The following is a 17820-nucleotide window of genomic DNA, read 5'->3' as shown; positions in this document are numbered from 1 at the left end:
ATCGGTCTTTCTCCGCGGGTGGGAACAACTTGAGGGTTCAGCGAGCTACGTTGTCGCCAGAGAGCACCGCCATCACCGCTTCAGCTACGGCTTTGGGTGATTGAGGGTTTTGGCCGGTGACAAGCCTTCCATCCGTGATGGCAAATGACGTGAAGGGCAGCCAGCCTTTGCGGTACCGAGCCCCCTGACTCACCAACTTGTCCTCAAGGAAGAAGGGCACTTGGCTTTTCATGCCGGAGAACAGTTCTTCGCGATCAGAGAAGCCGGTGATGTTCTTGCCCTTGATGATCAACTGGCCCTTTTCATCCTTCAGATCCAGCAGGCCCGCTACGCCATGGCAGACGGCCGAGACGATGCCACCCTGGTTGTAGATGGTTTCGGCGACACGTCGCAGGTCGGGATTATTGGGGAAGTCCCACATCACGCCATGGCCCCCGGTGAAGTAGATGACGCCGAACTGGGACGGATCGATATCGGCGATCGGCAGCGTGTTCTGCAAGCGGGCGCGAAAGGCCGGGGACTGCAAATGCTCACGCGCGGCTTTGTCCATGTACAGCCAACCGAGACTGCGCTCGTCCAGTGGCACCGCACCGCCTTTGGGACTGGCAAAAACTGTGCTGTAGCCAGCCGCCTCCACCACATCGGTGAAATGCGTCAGCTCAGTAAGCCACAACCCCGTGGAATCGGTGCGTGAGGGATATCTGGCGTGATTGGTCATGATCACCAGAATCTGGCGATTCTTGGCAGTCGTTGTGGAAGCGGCGGTGCCAGCATTTGCAAATGTCATGAAAGCGCTACCTATCAGTACCAACGCATAAGAAACAAAGGTCTTGAGCATCATCCGAGCTCCATCACTCAAGCAGGCCAGTGCATGCTCACCTTAAACCTCGCTTTAAGGTCAATCCCCTTGCTGCAAATAATGTCCGATGCATTTGGCGCTGGGTTTGATTCGCGCTCGAGCTTTTCACCCGGTACGGCCAAGACTTCGATTGAACACTCCCCACTCGGTTGTTGGACGCCCATCGGGTGACGCACTTGCCAGGTGCCGGCGTATTGGAAATCGACTGATCTTGAAAAAGGTATTGACCTTAAAGTTGACTTCAAACTTAAGGTGGCCTCATATCCAGTTGAGGACTGCTCCATGAATGTGTTCGACACCCTGATGCTTCCCAACGGTTCGACCGTCAAGAACCGTATCGCCAAAGCCGCCATGGAAGAGAACATGGCGGATGCCGACCAGGCGCCTTCCGAAGCACTCATGCGTCTCTATCAAGCGTGGGCCGACGGTGGTGCCGGCCTGATTATCACTGGCAATGTGATGGTCGACGGCCGCGCCATGACCGGGCCGGGTGGCGTGGTATTACAGGACGATCAGCAACTGGACAAGTTCAAGCGCTGGGCGCGTATTGGTCGATCCGGTGGTGCGCAGTTCTGGTTGCAGATTAACCACCCAGGGCGGCAGATGCAGTCCAATCTTGGGCAAAAAACCTGGGCACCGTCAGCCGTGCCGCTGGAACTGGGCAAATTGTCCAAGCGTTTTGCCACGCCTCACGCGATGCCACTCGGCGTGATCGAAGAGGTTATTCAGCGCTTTGCGAACACCGCACGCCTGGGCGAACAAGCCGGATTCACAGGTGTGGAGATCCACGCTGCCCACGGCTATTTGTTGAGCCAGTTCCTTTCGCCGCTGACCAACCAAAGGACGGACGAGTGGGGTGGCTCTCTGGAAAACCGGGCGCGCCTGTTGCTCGAAATCGTCAAGGCGGTCAGGGCCGTGGTTTCTGTGGATTTTGCAGTGGCGGTCAAACTCAACTCCGCCGATTTCCAGCGCGGAGGGTTCACCACCGAAGACGCGAAAAAGGTCGTTGAGTGGCTCAACGACCTGGGCGTAGACATGGTGGAGTTATCGGGAGGCAGCTACGAAGTACCCGCCATGCAGGGTGACGCGCGCGATGGTCGCACCCTGGCTCGCGAAGCGTATTTCGTCGAGTTCGCCCGTGATCTCCAAACCGTTGCCAAAATGCCGGTGATGGTCACTGGCGGTATACGTCGGCGCCCGGTGGCCGAAAGCGTCGTGCAGAGCGGTGTGGACATGGTGGGTATCGGAACGGCGTTAGCCATCGATCCGCACTTGCCTCGTGACTGGTTGCAGGGCAAGGACAACGCCCCTCAATTGCCGCCGATCACCTGGAAAAACAAGGCCATCGCATCCTTGGCGAACATGGCAGTAGTGAAGTTTCAACTGCGCAAACTCAGCCGGGCTAAAAAGCCCGATCCGAGCGTTTCGCCGTTGCGCGCGCTGATCCAGCAACAGCTCTTCATGGCCTGTCGCGCTCGCCAGTATCGAAGATGGGTTGAAACGTCTGCGCATTACAACGGCCTGGAAGACGCAAGATGACGCTGGCCAGACCTGCGTTGCACCAGACTACGCCCTGGTTCATGAAGATGTCCTAGGCGAGTTCATCACCCAATGCCGCGACGCTGTTGCCCGTGCCTTGACCGCGTCGCCCATTGCCGTAAAATCGCGCGCCCGAAATTCAGCAGGCATGGCGAGAGGGAGCTTCAATGCAACGGGTGATGATCATTGGTCAGCCAGGGTCTGGGAAAAGTACCCTGGCGCGCAAGCTTGGCGAGCGCACAGGCTTGCCGGTCGTGCATATCGACACGATTCATTGGCAGCCAGGGTGGGTCGAGCGGAGCCGCGACGAGAAGACGCGTCTTTGTCATGAGATCGAGGCCCGTGAGCGCTGGATCTTCGAAGGCGGGCATTCGACCACATGGAACAACCGGCTGGCCCGCGCTGACATGTTGATATGGATTGATCGCTCGGCGCCGCTCCGATTCTGGCGCGTGCTCCGCAGAACAATGTTGAACCGCGGTCGATCCCGGCCTGACTTGCCGGAAAACTGCCCGGAACTGCTGGCCAACCTGCCGGAGTTTTTCAGGTTCATGTGGCGGACGAAAACCTCGTCTCGGGAGGCGATGAAGCGATTCGTGGCGACGGCCCCGTCGGGCTGTCGCGTGGTCTGCCTGCGGACCAATCGGGATACCGATGTTTTTCTCGCGAGTATGGGCACGCAGCCGGATCAGGTCGTGCAAGGTCATTGACTGAATCGCCGGTGGTTGCGAAGACATAGGAGTTGAAAAGTCGGATTTCCAGCCCGCCAGAACTAAGGCACAAACTGCTTTGATGCGCTGGCAATGCGTTGGTACTTACGCTGCTGCCGTTTAATGCTGCGGATATCCAGAAAAAATATCTCTGCGCTACGCCAAAGCAGCATCCACGCGGTGACAGTAACAACGCCCACCGGGATGGTGCCTTCAATGCCCAGCGCTGTGCCTGCCAGCACCAAGGCTAGCGCCAAGCCCAAGACTGTCAGCGCCACCAGCCGTTGGGTGCGAATATCCCCTCCGAGTTGTTCCCTCTTTTGCGCAAAGGTATTTTTGATCGCTTGCTGCAGGCGTTCTCGCTCGTCTTCCGGGCAACGGATGTGCAGGCACAGTTCGGGGTGGTACCAGGCGCTATCTGACAGATAGTCCGCCAGTTCGGGGCTTAACTTGGGGTTTTCCGGCGAGGCAAACGGATTGAGGTAACCGTCGGTGATCGTCAGCTCGATTATTCTAGTCATAACGAACCTTTACCTGGTTGAGCTTTGAACGGAGATTTCAGTGTCCGAGGTAAAGCTAGTCGCAAGACAACTGCTCTGCCCGATCGGCAGTTGCGCGCGCGGTTGCAGAAGCGGATTTATCCGGGATCCGTGACTGATCTCTGTCCCTCCCGAAGATGGGCTTGCGGCCATGGCGGATGGCCTGAATCACATCAGCTATCCAAGTCGAAACGGGGTCATGCTTGGCTGGCTCACTGAAACAATCCGCGAACGACCTCCCTCAACCATCGATTTCCATTGTCCTGATGATAGCGGGCATGCCAATGCTGTTTGACCGTGAATCCCTCCACTTCGAACGGGCAGTCATGCACCTGTAGCCCATGCATATCGGCCAGTGTCTGCCCGATATGCCGCGGCAAGGTGCCCAGTAGGTCGGTAGTCCCGATTATCTTCCCCAACCCGAGAAACGCTGGCAGCTCGAGCATGATCCGCCGTTCGATCCCGGCCCGCGCCAATCCTGCTTCCAGCAGCTTCTGCCCGGTGCCGAAACTGATCTGCACATGCCCCTCGGCCCGATACCGCTCCAGGCTCATGCCATCGCCCAGGCGCGGATGCTGCGGGTTGCTCAGGCACACCCAGTCCTGCTCGAACAGCACCTGCTGATACATCCCCCCGCCCAGCCAGGGCACGAAGCCGATGGCCAGGTCCGCTTCGCCCGATTCCAGCGCGCTCTCGGTATTGCCGTCGATCCGCGCCGCCTCCAGGCGGATGCCCGGCGCATGGCTGCGCAGATGGTTGAGGATGCTGGGCAGCAAGGTGATGTGGCTGGCATCGCTGACACACAGGCGAAAACGCCGCTGCGCTGTGGCGGCGATGAACTGCGGCTCCCAGGCGGTCAGCCGGCGCAGCGATTCCAGCACCTCGCGGCACGGCCCTATCAGCTGATCGGCGCGCGGGGTAGGGGCCATGCCGCCCGGCGTGCGCACGAACAGCGGGTCGTTCAACTGCTCGCGCAGGCGCGCCAGCCAGATGCTGATGGTCGGCTGGCTCTGCCCCAGCTGTTCGGCGGCACGGGTCACGTTGCGGCATTGGTACAGCACGTCGAACAGCTGCAGCAGCTTGGGTTCGGGCAGGGCCTCCAGGGCAGTCATTATTGAAATTCTCAATAGCCGTATTGAGGCCATTGTATAGCGCAAATAAACCCCGCTGCATAAGGTGATCGCAAATCACAGGAGGTCTGCGACGTGAAAATCTGCATTCTGGGCGCCGGTGCACTGGGTTGCGCCATCGGCGCGGCCCTGAGCGAGGCAGGGCATGAAACCTGGCTGCTGAACCGTGGCCGCGCGCATGTCGAGGCGATGAACCAGCATGGGCTGCGGGTGCAGGACGAACGGGGCGAGCGCTATATACCGGTCAACGCGGCCATCGAAGCCGAAGACGTTGGCGTGACCGATTTGGTGGTGGTGCTGGTGAAGTCGTTTCACACTGCCGAGGCCATCGCCGGTGCCCTCGCGCTGATAGGCCCACAGACGCTGGTGCTGGTGCTGGTGAAGTCGTTTCACACTGCCGAGGCCATCGCCGGTGCCCTCGCGCTGATAGGCCCACAGACGCTGGTGCTGTCGCTGCAGAACGGGCTCGGCCACGAGGACATCCTGGCCGAAGTGGTGGGTCGCGAGCGGGTGCTGGCTGGCAAGACCTATGTCGGCGGCGTGCTCCTCGCACCGGGCTCGATCCGCGCCGGTGTGGCCGGCAAACAGACTTTCATCGGCGAGCTCGACGGCCAGCTGACGCCCCGCGTGCAGGCCATCGCCGAAGCGTTCAACAATGCCGGGCTGGCCACCACGGTCAGCGACAACATCCTCGGCACCATGTGGGACAAGCTGCTGGTCAACGTCGCCACCGGTGCGTTGAGCGGCATCACCAGGCTCAGCTACGGCCAGCTGTACAGCGAGCCGCTGCTGGAAAGCACCGCCAAGGCCGCCGTGGCCGAGGCCATCGCCGTGGCCGAGCGCGCCGGCATCCGCTTGAGCCTGACCAGCCCCGAGGCTGCCTGGTCACTGGCCGCCGAAGGCCTGCCGGCGAGCTTCCGCACCTCGATGCTGCAGAGCCTGGAAAAAAACTCGATCACCGAAATCGACTTCATCAACGGCTCCGTCGTGCGCTGGGGCCAGCGCCATGGCGTGGCCACGCCGGTCAACGCGACCCTGGTGGCCTGCATCAAGGGTATCGAGCGCGCCATGGCCGATCACCAGAAGGGAGAAACCCCATGAGCCAGCCAAAAGCCTACCTCGAACACGTGGCGTTCTGGGTGCAGGACATTCAGTGGCATATCCGCTTTTTCAGCGAGGTGTGCGGCATGACCATGCGTGAAGTGCAGGGTGACGTCGAGCAACCGGCGCAGTACTGGACACTCGGCGGCCTGCAGTTCATTCACCAGCCGGACTTCGCTGGCCCGGAAGGGCGCCTGGCGCACCTGGGCATCATGTGCGAAGACCTGGAAGCGGCGCTGGCCGCCGCCCAACGCTTTGGCGTCAGTGAGATGCCCCAGGGCCGCAACTGGCTGCGCCTGCCTGATGGCCTGGCGGTGGAGTTCATCCAGGCGCTGCCGGCCAAATGCGTAGCCCAGGCACTGGCCATCGACCCGCGCGCGGAGGTGCAGGCATGAGCGTGATTGAAAAGTACTGGGACGATGCCCGCGAAGGCGATGAGTGCATCAGCCCGACCTACACCGTGACCCGCGAACGCATCCTGGCCTACGCCGACCTCACCGGCGACCACACCCCGGTGCATGTCGATGAGGCCTACGCCAACGCCAGCCACTTTGGCTGCCTGGTCGCCCACGGCCTGTTCGGGCTGTCGATCGCCGATGGCCTGAAGACCCAGTGCGAGTACCGCTTCGTGCCGGGTATGTCGCTGGGCTGGACCTGGGACTTCGTGCTGCCGATCAAGGTCAACGACGTGCTCCACGTACGTATGCGGGTGGGGGCGATGCGTCCGAGCAACAGCCGACCTGGCTGGGGCATCGTGGTGCTGCCTTCGGAGCTGATCAACCAGCACGGTGAAGTCGTGCAACGTGGCGAGCACCGGTTGATGGTGCCGCGGAGGGCAGCAGCATGAACCAGGCATTGCCATTGGCGGGTATCCGCGTCATTGACTACAGCCACTTCCTCGCCGGCCCCTATGTCGGCCGTTGCCTGGCGGCGCTCGGCGCAGAGGTGATCAAGGTCGAGCGGCCGGGTAGCGGCGACGCTGGCCGCCAGCATGCGTTCACCCTGGACGACCAGCAGAGCGGCTATTTCCTGCAGCTGAACATGGGCAAGCAGGGCGTCAGCGTCAACATGAAGGACCCGCGCGGCAAGGCGTTCATGCAGCGCCTGACCGATTCGGCCGACGTGTTCATCGAGAACTACCGCCCCGGCGCCCTGGACAAGCTGGGCCTGGGCTACGCCGAGCTGTCGGCGCGCAACCCGCGCCTGGTGTACTGCTCGATTTCCGCCTACGGCCATACCGGGCCGGACGCCCACCGCGCCGGCTTCGGCCTGATCGCCGAGGCCAAGAGCGGGATCATGCAGATGGTTGGCGTGCCGGGCGAGGCACCGCCGCTGCTGCGTATTTCCCTGGGCGACATGTACACCGGCATCCACGCGGTGGCGGCGATCAATGCCGCGCTGCTCGGTCGGGTGAGCAGTGGCCGTGGCCAGCACATCGACATGGCGCTGTACGACACTCTGGTGTCGATGCACGAATACGCGGTGCAGTGTTACACGCTGTCCGGTGGCACTGTGTTGCCCCAGCAGACCGGCCACGACATGCCCACCTCGACCCTGTACGGCGTGTTCCGCGCCACCGACGGCGACCTGGTGATCGCCGCCCAGGTCGATGATGCCTGGCAGCGCTTCGCGGTCATGCTCGAAGCCAACGGCGGCCCGCCCGGGTTCGGCAGCGACCGCCGCTACCACAGCCTCAACGGCCGCAACGCCCACCGCGAGGCGATCCTGGCGGTGGTCCGCGACTGGGTCGGCGCGCGTCGGGTGGCCGAGATCCTCGCGTTGCTCGATGCCATCGACATCCCCAGTGCCAAGGTCCAACGCATCGACGAAGTGCTGGCCGACCCGCAGATCCAGGCACGCAACATGGTCATCGAGCAGCAGCACCCACGCTACGGCACGCTGCGCCTGGCCAACCTGCCGTTCCGCTTTTCCGACTGCGATACCACGATTCACCAAGTAGCCCCGGACCTTGGCCAGCATAACGCCGAAGTGGCCGCCGGGCTTGGCTTCAGCCCTGAAGAAATCACTGCCTTGCAGGCGGATGGCGTGTTGTTTACCCACGGAGATGCACGATGAGCGACCGCTACGCAGTGATCGGCCGACCGATCAACCACACCAAGTCCCCGCTGATTCATGGCCTGTTCGCCCAGGCCAGCAACCAGCAGCTGGAATACGGAGCTATCGAAGGCTCGCTGGACGACTTCGAAGCCCAGGTACTGCAGTTTCGTAGCGAAGGCGGGAAGGGCATGAACATCACCGCCCCGTTCAAGCTGCGTGCCTTCGAGCTGGCCGACCGGCGCAGTGAGCGGGCGCAATTGGCACGGGCGGCCAATGCGCTGAAGTTCGAGGATGGCCGCATCGTCGCCGAGAACTTCGATGGCATCGGTTTGCTGCGGGACATCGAGGAGAACCTTGGCGAGCCGCTGCGCAACCGCCGTGTGCTGCTGCTGGGCGCTGGCGGCGCGGTGCGCGGGGCATTGCTGCCGTTCCTGCAGGCGGGGCCTCGCGAGCTGGTGATCGCCAACCGGGACATGGCCAAGGCGCTGGCGCTGCGTAACGAGCTCGATCACCCGCGTCTGCGCATCAGCCGCTACGAAGCGCTGGAAGGGCAATCGTTCGACATCGTGGTCAACGCCACCTCGGCGAGCCTGACCGCGGACTTGCCGCCACTGCCGGCTGATGTGCTGGGTGAGGCGGCCCTGGCCTACGAGCTGGCCTATGGCAAAGGCCTCACGCCTTTCCTGCGCCTGGCTCGCGAGCAGGGCCAGGCGCGCCTGGCCGATGGCGTCGGCATGCTGGTGGAGCAGGCCGCCGAGGCGTTCGCCTGGTGGCGCGGGGTGCGGCCCGACACACGTGCGGTGATCGATCAGCTGACGATTCCCCTGGAGTAGGTCGATGGTCGCCAATGTACTGATGCTGCATGGCATCAACCACAACATGTTCGGCAAGCGCGACCCGCGCCAGTACGGCACAGCGACCCTGGCCGACATCGACCAGGCGTTGCAGGCCCTGGGCGAGGAGCTGGGGGCGCAGGTCGAGAGCTTCCAGAGCAACTTCGAGGGCGCCATGTGCGAGCGCATCCATCAGGCCTATGAGGACCGGGTGGATGCCGTGCTGATCAATGCCGGTGCCTGGACCCATTACAGCTACGGCATTCGTGATGCGTTGGCCATTATCGAAGTGCCGGTGGTTGAAGTGCACATGTCCAACATTCATGCCAGGGAGCCATTCCGCCATCACTCGGTATTTGCCGAGGTGGTGCGCGGGCAGATCTGCGGGTTTGGTGTCGAAACCTACCTGCTGGCGCTGCGCGCGGCGATGAGCATGGTCTGAGCAGGGCGCAGGGGGCGGATCTCCGAGCGCGTCTACCCGCGAAGCAGGTGGCGCGGGGCATGCGGCGACGGCGCCTGAAGTGACCGTAGGTGTGGCGGGTGTCGTGCTGCCTACCCATCCAGCATGGATGGAAAGCCAGTAGCGACTTCCGTGACTGCATAGTACGGTCCGCCTTCAACAAGCCACCCGGTTCGTTGCCTCCAACCCCACGGACCGGGGCTCTCATGACCTGGGAGGTCGAATGGACGTCGCTACAACGATCAGTCAACAAGAACTGGATAACGCCTTGGTCGCGTTTGCACGCTACAAAATCGGAGAAATCAAGATCTTCGACCTGGAGCAGGCAATGAGCTTCGAAGCAGGCCAAGCCTTGTCCCAAAGCGGGCTGGTCCGGTTCTCAATTACCAAAATGGTGTCAGGACGTTATCGCATCAGCGATGAAGGAGAGAACGCCATCACAGAGGCTGGGCGGGATCGCCTTGAGGTGATCCGCGCCTGACCATAGGTCCAGCTTGCGAAGGCCGCAGTCGCGTTCTGCGGCCCTGTCGTGTCATATCACTTTCACCGCGCGACCAATGAACTTCACCGGCCCTGTCGGCAGACCGGTCGGCGAGCCACCGGCTTTCTCCAGCGTCAGCTCGAACAGTTGATTGGCCTCCAGGGGTGGCAAACTTTCCAGCGGAACTCGATAGGGTTCGCCCGGTTTGACCAGGCCAAGCGAAACCGGAGCACGCCATTGCTCGGCCTTGGTCCAGAGCTGCAGGGCCATGCCGTCGGGGACCTTGTCCTTACCCAGCGGCAGCAGTTCGATCATGTGGCTGTCGCTGGCCTGCACCACCCAGCCGGGGGCCTGGCTGTTCGGCGCCACCAGCACCACCAGGTATTCCGTGGTTGAGGGGGGCGTGGTCAGCAAGGTAAACGCCAGCAGCAGGCTTGCCGCCAGCCCTGCGGCGCTGAGCCCTTGCCACAGGCCGAGGCGTTGCCACCAGCGAGCCTGCGTGCGCGGTGCGGGTAGCTCATCGAGGCTGCGCTGGATGCGGCGCCACAGGCGGGGGCTAGGGGGCTGCGGGGTAGACAGCGCGGTCAGCTCCAGCAGCCGGGCCTCCCAGGCATCCACGGCGGCGCGAAGCTCGGGGTCGGTACGCAGGCGTTCGGCCGTTGCGGCATATTGCTCCGGCGACAAGGTCCCCAGCACGTATTCCCCGGCGAGGCTGTCCAGTTCTTCGGCAGAATCGGGCTTCATTCCAGACACTCCCGTAGCGCTTTGAGGCTGCGTTTGATCCAGGCCTTGACAGTGCCCAGTGGCGCACCCAATAAACCGGCTATCTCGGCGTGGCTGCAGCCGTCCACGTAGGCGTGCAGGATGCAGCGTTGCGGTGCGGGCTGCAGTTGTTCAAGGCAGCGGTAAATCTTTGCTGAGCCGGACCAGAGGTCAAGGTCATCAACCCTCCCGCGCAATGTTGACGCAGTTTCGGTGTCGGCATCGGTCAGTACAGTTTCACGGCGGGTATCGCGTATCGAGTTCAGCGCCAGGTGGCGGGTAATGCTGTAGATCCAGCCTCGAGCCGAGCCGCGCGCCGGGTCGTAGCTGGCTGCGCGGGTCCAGATGCGGATGATCGCATCGTGGACGATGTCTTCTGCGGTGGCGTCATCACGTGCGATACGCCGGGCAACGCCCAGCAGGCGCGCGCCTTCGTGATCGTAGAGCGCCTGCAGGGCCCGCCGGTCACCCTGTGCACAGGCTAACAGGCAGCGGTGGAAGTCGAAGGGGGCGGCCGGCGAGTTCAACGTGTGTGGCTTCCTTGTGAAAGGCAAGTACCCCGGCCATCCAGCCGGGGGGCTTGCCATCGAGCGTAGATCATCACTCGCAGGGCGTAGGGTCAGGTGCGTGTCACTTGGCTGTCCAGAACACATAGTCAGCCTGGTACTGGACGACCTGCCTGGCACCTTTGTTCTGCGCCGTGCAGTCGACTGACGGCGCCACACCGCCGCGGGTAGCCAGGCGCTGGATATAGCTGACCCCCTGCATGGCGCCTTTGCCTTCGGCCGGGTTGGCCTTGACCAGTTGATAGGGGATGGCGCCTTTGTCCGCCGGTGCCACTGCCAGCTGGGTGCCGGTGACCTTCGAGCCATCCTTGGCCTGCCAGGTAGCGGGTGGGCCAAAGTAGTCGCCCACCTGTTTACCGGTACGGTCATTGAGCACTGCCTTGGGGCCGACGAAAGTCCATTCGGTCTGACCGGGGGTGTTGGCCTTGTCGCGGCACTCGTAGGTGATCTCGCCGACGCCGACGGTTTCGAGCAGGACGCGATGGCCATCAGGGACTTTGACTGCGTCTGGCAGCGCGGTCTGGGCGAGGGCGGGCGGCAGCGCAAGGGCGAGGCTGCAGGCAAGCAGGCAGGCGGAGTATTTGAAGTTCATTTGCAGTGCTCCTGAAAGTCATTGGGCCGGGCAGTCAAAGGCCGCCCACTAGCAATACCCGCCAACGGGTGTACTGGATGCACGGGATGAAAAAAAATGCGTAGCGAGATGACCCTGCATGTGCTTGCCTACCATCTCGAACGAGCGATGAGCCTCTTCGTCATCGCAGGACTGCTTTAACGCGCGCACCCCGACAACCCCACGAGGACACTGCAAATGAAGCGTTTGTTACTAGGCCTGTTGCTTGCCGCATCGGGCGCTGCCCACGCCGGTATTCCGCTGTTGAACGCAACATGCCCCGGCAATATCGAGGTCCATGCCGATAAAGGTGGGCCTGTTTACATCAACGGCAAGGAAGCCACGCTGAAGAAATTCAATGACAACTATTTCGAGGCCAAAGGTGGCGGGGTAACGGTATCGTTGTCGATCAACCCGGACGGCTCGCCTGACGTCTCGTATACCGGTAAGAACAAAGCCAATGGCGTATGCCAGATCAAGGACTGACTGCGCGATTGCGCGGTTGGGCTGGCGCAGTGTCAGCGGGCTGCATCAGGGCGCTGGAACGGGAATTGCTGTGACCCCTGAGACATTGATCATGCGGAGTACGCAGAAATGACTCAGGATGACCGCTATTACATGATTTTCAGCGTGGTTGCTGTGCTGGTACTGGATCTGGCGGCGACATATGTGTTTCTCAATGCCATTCCCTGACCCCGGTTATGGGGCAGGCCTTACTCGTAATCGGGGGCAAGGCAGGGCGTGAGGGAAACGCCCCGAACCCTATATAGCAAACAAACCTGATGCCCTGTTGTCGTTGAGCAGTAACATGGGCAGGACAAAAACCAAAAAAGGGCAGGCTGCTTGGCAACATTTCCCAGTTTTCGATGGGGCTGCAGGAGCGTGTCGCGTGAAAAACTCAAGATCGCTGGCAGGTGCAATACTGGTAATCGGGGCAGCCTCGCTGTTCGTCGCAGGCTGCGCACAAAACCCTGATGTGCGTGACAGCCACGATTATACCGCTGGCACTACCGTGAAAAGCCCACCCGCTTATCTGGGCTGCGTCAAAGGCGAGCTACAAGGTAATGTGAAAACCTATGAAGTCGAGGGTGATAACGCGGTCAGGCTTTTCGTCGAAAGCACTGACCCCGACAAGGCAGAGGGTCTTGTAGAGTTGCGGGGCACGGGAAGCGAGCGCCACTTCACGGCCTATCAACGTGATGCCTGGTACGACCATGGCAGGTTGCTGGATGCTGCACTGATGTGTTCAAAAGCGTAATCATCCAACCCCCACACCAATAGCCCGCCGTCGAGAGCGGGCTTTTTGTCTGCCCATCGCCTGCCCGGCAACGTTCAAGAATGGCGGGTGGAGCCGGTATGGCCTGAGCAGCGTTGCTTTGCATTTGCCGGCCCCGCCCGTAATAATCGTTGTATTTGGATGGAGAGTCGCAGGTGGAAGCAAGAAGCGTAGTTGCCGAAATGTTCATTGGGATTCCGACGCATTTCTGGGTTTTGCCTGTTGCCGGCCTGGTTGCCTACTACGGGCTGAAGTGGTCCGCCAGATCCAGTAAACGTGCCACCCTGCTACAAGCCTCGACTTACCTGTTATTGCTGGTACTGGCCGTTCTGCCCAACGGCTTTTATGCACTGTTTCCTCCCGCGCCCGAGCCGGATGTGCTGTTGAATCAATCACCGTTGCCCAACTATGCAGGGCGTTTCTACCTGGATGCGTTCTATGTCTTCAGTGGCTGGGCGCTGAGCAAAGTGGTCAAGTTGAAGTTCAGCTGAGTCTCAGCTCGCATTCCTGATGCACTGACTGGATCAGTATTTGCTTACCCCTTTTTAAACCGGTGCATCTGGGGGATACGGCAATGCTCTCTGAAGATCTGTACATCATGTTCGTGATTGTCGGCAGTGTGTTGGCCCTGGATATAGCAGCCATCGTGTTGTACAGAGGAGCCAAGCCTTGAGCCCGCGTTTGGTTCGCAATGGGGCCGGAGCATCATGAGGACTTCAGCTTTTCTGCTGTACCTGCAGCACCGAACCCTTGTCGTCAGTTGCCAGCAATCCGCCGGCGTCGGTGTCGTCTGATTGTCGCTCGGCAAGTGGTACGTCCGGCGAGCGAAAGATGCTACGGCCTTGTTCACCGGTTTTAAGGGTGACGAGTTTGCCATTCTGATAGAAGAACTGAGTGTGGTTGGCGTTGGTTTGCATGGTCTGAAGCCCCTGCCGAGTCGTGGTGTGATGTGCCGTGGGCAGTTTCACTGTTGCAGCGGGACCTTGCTACTGGCAGAAATATCAGGTGCGCTGCACGAATCCCGCTTGGGCGCCGTCCTGCAGCAAGACTTTGGTTGATTAGTAACGCGGCGTCACCCCCGTTAAAATGCAGCCTATCCATAACGGCCGATTGCAAATGCCTGACTTTCGTATTTTTATCGCTACTGTGTTGGTTGCCAGCCTCGCCGGTTGCGCAACCCCCGGCAAACCCACTGCCAGCCAACTGACCAAAAAATCGCCGCAGCAGTACGTCGCCTGTGTCCTGCCAAAATGGCAGGCGCTGGCGCCACAGGCCACGCAGAAGTCGATAGCCCACGGCTACCGGCTGACGGCGCCAAGCGCCGTGGCAAGCGACGATGTGCTTGACGTGGTCGACGCTCGCGAGGGCAGCCGTGCGACCTTCTACAAGGGCAGCTTTCTGTCTGGCGACAAGTTACGCCAGGCTGCCAGGCAATGCCTGGATTGAATCAGTGACCCGAGCGGGTTGTGCCGCCCCGATCGCCTGCAGTTACCCCAACTCATCCCGCTTGTTCAAATGCTCGCACTTCACCTGCGCCTCCATCCGGCTCGGATAGCTCGGCTTGAGCCGCTCCTTTGCCTGATTGTCATAAATGTCGAACCCTCCACACACGGTCGCGGCGTAGTAGCGGCTGCCAACGCGGAACGATTCCTTTTCGATCGGCACAGCGGGAACGATAACGAATCTTGGTTGCATTTTTCGTGCCTCCCCAGGCAGAGATTTAAGTATTAGTCTCGCAAGAGGTAACCATCAAGCAGCCTCATGAATAAAGGCGCTGGTCCGAACGCCGGTGGGTCGACACGTGCTGTCATCAAATGAAAACCCGCTGTCGTCCGATGCGAAGCACCCCGCAAGCCAAGGGCATACAGTCCAATCACCAGCACTGACGCCTGACGTCCAGATCGATGATTGGAGAGACAAGCATGTCCAAAGTGGTACGTTTCCATCAGACCGGTGGCCCCGAGGTTTTGCGCTACGAGGACGCCGAGGTTGGCGAGCCCGGCCCTGGGCAGGTACGTTTGCGCCAGGTGGCGGTGGGCCTGAACTATGCTGACACCTACTTTCGCAACGGCACTTACCCGATCACGCTGCCCAATGGCATCGGCGTGGAAGCTGCCGGGGTGGTGGAGGCGGTGGGCGAAGGCGTGACCCAGGTGGTGGTCGGTGACCGGGTCACCTATACCGGTTTCCTCAATACCCTGGGTGCCTATTGCACCGAGCGCCTGATCCCCGCAGCGGCGCTGATCAAGCTGCCGGAAACCATTGCCTTCGAGACTGCTGCCGCCATGACCATGCGTGGCCTGACCTCGGCCTACCTGTTACGCCGGCTGTATGACTTCAAACCCGGTGACAGCGTGCTGCTGCATGCGGCTGCTGGCGGGGTGGGCCTGATTGTCGCGCAGTGGGCGCGGCTGCTTGGGCTGAACGTGATCGGCACGGTCTCCACCGAGGCCAAGGCCGAGGTGGCCCGCGCCCATGGCTGCAACCACATCATCAACTACAGCGTCGAAGACGTCGCCAGCCGCGTACGCGAACTGACCGACGGAGTAGGGGTGAACGTCGTGTTCGACAGTGTCGGCAAGACCACCTTCACCGGCTCGCTCGATTCGCTCAAGCGTCGTGGGCTGATGGTTTGCGTCGGCACGGCGTCGGGCAGCATCCCGCCGTTCGACCCGCAGTTGCTGGCCATCAAGGGCTCGTTGCAGCTTACCCGCCCGGCACTGGCCGACTTCATCGCCGATCCGGCAGAAAAGGCTGACCTGGCCGGCGAATTGTTCGACCACGTCAGCAGCGGGCGCATTCGTATCGAAATCAATCAGCACTACGCCCTGCAGGACGCGGTACAGGCCCACCGTGACCTGGAAGCCCGCAAAACCACGGGCTCGTCGATCTTCGTCATCTGAAGAGGGCAACAGCATGCACATCGAACAACTGACCTGCGCGATCGGTGCCGAGGTGAGTGGCGTCAACCTGGCCGATGCGATTCACGACGACGAACTGTTCGCCCAGTTGCGTCAGCAGTTGCTCCAGCACCGTGTGCTGTTCCTGCGCGACCAGCACTTCAGCCGTGCCGAGCATGTGGCCTTCGCCCGCCGCTTCGGCGAGCTGGAGGACCACCCGGTGGCCGGGAGCGACCCGGAGCACCCGGGGCTGGTGCAGATCTACAAGCGCCCGGACCAGCCCAACGACCGCTATGAAAATGCCTGGCACACCGATGCCACCTGGCGTGAGGCGCCGCCCATGGGGTGTGTGCTGCGCTGTGTGGAATGCCCTCCGGTAGGCGGCGATACCCTGTGGGCAAACATGGTACTGGCCTATGAAAACCTGCCAAACGATGTAAAGGCCAGAATCGAAGACCTACGCGCTCGCCACAGCATCGAGGCCAGCTTCGGCGCTGCAATGCCGCTGGACAAACGGCTGGCACTCAAGGCGCAGTTCCCCGACGCCGAGCACCCGGTCGTACGCACCCACCCGGAAACGGGCGAGCAGGTGCTGTTCGTCAACGCCTTCACCACCCACTTCAGCAACTACCACACCCCGCAGCGGGTGCGTTTCGGCCAGGATGCGAACCCCGGTGCCGGCGACCTGCTGCGTTACCTGATCAGCCAGGCCTACCTGCCCGAATACCAGGTGCGCTGGCGCTGGAAGCCCAACAGCGTGGCGATCTGGGACAACCGCAGCACCCAGCATTACGCGGTCATGGACTACCCGCCATGCCATCGCAAGATGGAGCGTGCCGGGATCAAGGGCAGCCGCACGTTCTAAGCCTGCCGCCGTCACTGGCGGTAACCGCACAATAACAATAGCGAGGACTACAGCATGCAATTCTTCGACGATTCGTTGCACCCGGAAAACATGGAAAAGGTGGTCATCACCGTCGCCCCTTATGGCCCGGAGTGGATGCCCGAAGACTTCCCTGAAGACATTCCGCTGACCATGGACGAGCAGGTGCAGAAGGCCGTCGACTGCTACGAGGCAGGCGCCACCGTGCTGCACTTGCATGTGCGTGAGCTGGACGGCAAAGGCTCCAAGCGCCTGTCCAAGTTCAACGAGCTGATCGCCGGGGTACGTGAAGCTGTGCCGGACATGATCATTCAAGTTGGTGGTTCGATTTCCTTCGCCCCGGAAGGTGAAGGCGAGGCGGCCAAATGGCTGTCGGATGACACCCGGCACATGCTTGCCGAGCTGACGCCACGCCCCGACCAGGTGACCGTGGCCATCAACACCACGCAGATGAATATCATGGAGTTGCTGTACCCCGAGTACCTTGAAGGCACCTCGCTGGCCAGCCCCGCAATCCATGCCGCCTACAGCGAAATGACCGTGCCGGCCGGCCCGGCCTGGGTCCGCGAGCACTTGCGCCGCCTGCAGGCCAGCCATATCCAGCCGCATTTCCAGCTGACCGGCATGCATGCCCTGGAAACCCTCGAACGCATCGTGCGCCGGGGTGACTACATGGGGCCGCTGAACCTGACCTGGATCGGTATTGGCGGCGGTTTCGACGGCCCCAACCCGTTCAACTTCTTCAACTTCATCCACCGCGCGCCGGACGGCTGCACCCTGACTGCCGAATCGTTGCTCAAGAACGTGCTGCCGTTCAACACCATGGCGCTGGCCATGGGCCTGCACCCGCGCTGCGGCAATGAAGACACCATCATCGACCAGCACGGCAAACGCTTCACCTCGGTGCAGCAGGTCCAGCAGACCGTGCGCGTGGCCCATGAGCTGGGGCGCGAGATTGCCAGCGGCAAGGAGGCCCGCGCCATTTACCGCATCGGGCAGCAGTACGACAGTGTCGAGCAAACGTTGAAAGCCAATGGCATGGCGCCGAACCGCCAGGCGGGTGAGAAGGGCGTGCCGCAGCGCACTTGATGCGGTTATGGCAGGCCCGGCCTC

24 protein-coding genes are annotated in these 17820 nt (G+C 61.6%); 16 read left to right on the top strand and 8 right to left on the bottom strand.

What is annotated here, in order from left to right:
* Positions 1-37: 37 nt before the first annotated feature.
* The gene (locus V7787_RS04395) at positions 38-841 is read right to left on the bottom strand and encodes a type 1 glutamine amidotransferase domain-containing protein (protein WP_064490604.1); all 804 of its coding nucleotides are present in this window, start codon (positions 839-841) and stop codon (positions 38-40) included.
* Positions 842-1141: 300 nt separating this feature from the next.
* On the opposite strand from V7787_RS04395, the gene V7787_RS04390 reads away from it, so the two are divergent.
* Both V7787_RS04390 and V7787_RS04385 read left to right on the top strand, forming a co-directional pair.
* Complete coding sequence (locus V7787_RS04390; RefSeq protein ID WP_064490603.1) at positions 1142-2398, top strand: NADH:flavin oxidoreductase/NADH oxidase family protein; 1257 nt, start codon at positions 1142-1144, stop codon at positions 2396-2398.
* 167 nt (positions 2399-2565) lie between these two features.
* The gene (locus V7787_RS04385) at positions 2566-3108 is read left to right on the top strand and encodes an AAA family ATPase (protein ID WP_020190221.1); all 543 of its coding nucleotides are present in this window, start codon (positions 2566-2568) and stop codon (positions 3106-3108) included.
* Between the two features lie 62 nt (positions 3109-3170).
* Here V7787_RS04385 and V7787_RS04380 read toward each other — a convergent pair whose 3' ends face one another.
* Both V7787_RS04380 and V7787_RS04375 read right to left on the bottom strand, forming a co-directional pair.
* Entirely contained in the window at positions 3171-3629 is a 459-nt protein-coding gene (locus V7787_RS04380) for a hypothetical protein (protein WP_336085949.1), read from the bottom strand.
* 230 nt (positions 3630-3859) lie between these two features.
* A complete protein-coding gene (locus V7787_RS04375; RefSeq protein WP_064490601.1) occupies positions 3860-4759 on the bottom strand; it encodes a LysR family transcriptional regulator in 900 nt (299 codons plus the stop codon).
* 93 nt (positions 4760-4852) lie between these two features.
* Here V7787_RS04375 and V7787_RS04370 point away from each other — a divergent pair, with 93 nt between their 5' ends.
* The 7 genes from V7787_RS04370 (at position 4853) to V7787_RS04340 (ending at position 9710) form a co-directional block, all read left to right on the top strand.
* Positions 4853-5878: a ketopantoate reductase family protein gene (locus V7787_RS04370; RefSeq protein WP_336085947.1), complete on the top strand. Its 1026-nt coding sequence runs from the start codon at positions 4853-4855 to the stop codon at positions 5876-5878.
* A complete protein-coding gene (locus tag V7787_RS04365; protein ID WP_010953899.1) occupies positions 5875-6273 on the top strand; it encodes a VOC family protein in 399 nt (132 codons plus the stop codon). The genes V7787_RS04370 and V7787_RS04365 overlap by 4 nt, the downstream gene beginning before the upstream one ends.
* The gene (locus tag V7787_RS04360) at positions 6270-6725 is read left to right on the top strand and encodes a MaoC family dehydratase (protein WP_060537967.1); all 456 of its coding nucleotides are present in this window, start codon (positions 6270-6272) and stop codon (positions 6723-6725) included. Before V7787_RS04365 ends, V7787_RS04360 begins: the two co-directional genes overlap by 4 nt.
* Positions 6722-7954 carry a CaiB/BaiF CoA transferase family protein gene (locus tag V7787_RS04355; protein WP_064490600.1) on the top strand — a complete coding sequence of 411 codons (1233 nt, stop codon included), beginning with the start codon at positions 6722-6724 and terminating at the stop codon, positions 7952-7954. The genes V7787_RS04360 and V7787_RS04355 overlap by 4 nt, the downstream gene beginning before the upstream one ends.
* Positions 7951-8769, top strand: a complete 819-nt coding sequence (gene aroE / locus V7787_RS04350; RefSeq protein ID WP_064490599.1) for a shikimate dehydrogenase — start codon at positions 7951-7953, stop codon at positions 8767-8769. The genes V7787_RS04355 and aroE overlap by 4 nt, the downstream gene beginning before the upstream one ends.
* 4 nt (positions 8770-8773) lie before the next feature.
* On the top strand, positions 8774-9211 hold the full coding sequence (aroQ, locus tag V7787_RS04345; protein WP_010953903.1) for a type II 3-dehydroquinate dehydratase: 438 nt from the start codon (positions 8774-8776) through the stop codon (positions 9209-9211).
* A gap of 241 nt (positions 9212-9452) precedes the next feature.
* A complete protein-coding gene (locus tag V7787_RS04340; protein WP_014591103.1) occupies positions 9453-9710 on the top strand; it encodes a hypothetical protein in 258 nt (85 codons plus the stop codon).
* Positions 9711-9761: 51 nt separating this feature from the next.
* Here the strand turns inward: V7787_RS04340 and V7787_RS04335 are convergent, their stop codons facing one another.
* The 3 genes from V7787_RS04335 to V7787_RS04325 all read right to left on the bottom strand — a co-directional run bounded on the left by V7787_RS04335 (position 9762) and on the right by V7787_RS04325 (position 11630).
* Positions 9762-10454, bottom strand: a complete 693-nt coding sequence (locus V7787_RS04335) for an anti-sigma factor (RefSeq protein ID WP_064490598.1) — start codon at positions 10452-10454, stop codon at positions 9762-9764.
* On the bottom strand, positions 10451-10999 hold the full coding sequence (locus tag V7787_RS04330; protein WP_064490597.1) for a sigma-70 family RNA polymerase sigma factor: 549 nt from the start codon (positions 10997-10999) through the stop codon (positions 10451-10453). The genes V7787_RS04335 and V7787_RS04330 overlap by 4 nt, the downstream gene beginning before the upstream one ends.
* A gap of 103 nt (positions 11000-11102) precedes the next feature.
* The gene (locus tag V7787_RS04325) at positions 11103-11630 is read right to left on the bottom strand and encodes a DUF3455 domain-containing protein (RefSeq protein ID WP_064490596.1); all 528 of its coding nucleotides are present in this window, start codon (positions 11628-11630) and stop codon (positions 11103-11105) included.
* A 216-nt stretch (positions 11631-11846) separates the two neighbouring features.
* Here V7787_RS04325 and V7787_RS04320 point away from each other — a divergent pair, with 216 nt between their 5' ends.
* The 3 genes from V7787_RS04320 to V7787_RS04310 all read left to right on the top strand — a co-directional run bounded on the left by V7787_RS04320 (position 11847) and on the right by V7787_RS04310 (position 13415).
* Entirely contained in the window at positions 11847-12134 is a 288-nt protein-coding gene (locus tag V7787_RS04320; protein ID WP_012052457.1) for a hypothetical protein, read from the top strand.
* Between the two features lie 403 nt (positions 12135-12537).
* On the top strand, positions 12538-12906 hold the full coding sequence (locus V7787_RS04315; protein ID WP_010953909.1) for a hypothetical protein: 369 nt from the start codon (positions 12538-12540) through the stop codon (positions 12904-12906).
* A gap of 200 nt (positions 12907-13106) precedes the next feature.
* Entirely contained in the window at positions 13107-13415 is a 309-nt protein-coding gene (locus tag V7787_RS04310; protein WP_064490595.1) for a hypothetical protein, read from the top strand.
* 225 nt (positions 13416-13640) lie between these two features.
* On the opposite strand, the gene V7787_RS04305 is transcribed toward V7787_RS04310, so the two are convergent.
* Positions 13641-13841, bottom strand: coding sequence for a hypothetical protein (locus tag V7787_RS04305; protein ID WP_020191126.1), 201 nt, complete (start codon positions 13839-13841; stop codon positions 13641-13643).
* A 169-nt stretch (positions 13842-14010) separates the two neighbouring features.
* Here V7787_RS04305 and V7787_RS04300 point away from each other — a divergent pair, with 169 nt between their 5' ends.
* Complete coding sequence (locus V7787_RS04300; protein WP_064490594.1) at positions 14011-14370, top strand: hypothetical protein; 360 nt, start codon at positions 14011-14013, stop codon at positions 14368-14370.
* 42 nt (positions 14371-14412) lie between these two features.
* Here V7787_RS04300 and V7787_RS04295 read toward each other — a convergent pair whose 3' ends face one another.
* Positions 14413-14619: a hypothetical protein gene (locus V7787_RS04295; RefSeq protein ID WP_020191128.1), complete on the bottom strand. Its 207-nt coding sequence runs from the start codon at positions 14617-14619 to the stop codon at positions 14413-14415.
* A 227-nt stretch (positions 14620-14846) separates the two neighbouring features.
* Between V7787_RS04295 and V7787_RS04290 the strand changes: the two genes are divergently transcribed.
* From V7787_RS04290 to V7787_RS04280, 3 genes are read left to right on the top strand one after another with little or no spacing between them, the layout of a single operon-like run.
* Complete coding sequence (locus tag V7787_RS04290; protein ID WP_019438486.1) at positions 14847-15827, top strand: quinone oxidoreductase family protein; 981 nt, start codon at positions 14847-14849, stop codon at positions 15825-15827.
* 13 nt (positions 15828-15840) lie between these two features.
* The gene (locus tag V7787_RS04285; RefSeq protein WP_012052451.1) at positions 15841-16689 is read left to right on the top strand and encodes a TauD/TfdA dioxygenase family protein; all 849 of its coding nucleotides are present in this window, start codon (positions 15841-15843) and stop codon (positions 16687-16689) included.
* A gap of 54 nt (positions 16690-16743) precedes the next feature.
* Positions 16744-17796: a 3-keto-5-aminohexanoate cleavage protein gene (locus tag V7787_RS04280; RefSeq protein WP_020191130.1), complete on the top strand. Its 1053-nt coding sequence runs from the start codon at positions 16744-16746 to the stop codon at positions 17794-17796.
* The last annotated feature ends 24 nt before the right edge of the window (positions 17797-17820 follow it).

This window comes from Pseudomonas sp. CGJS7, from assembly GCF_036961695.1.
This window is presented reverse-complemented; position numbering and strand designations above follow the sequence as displayed.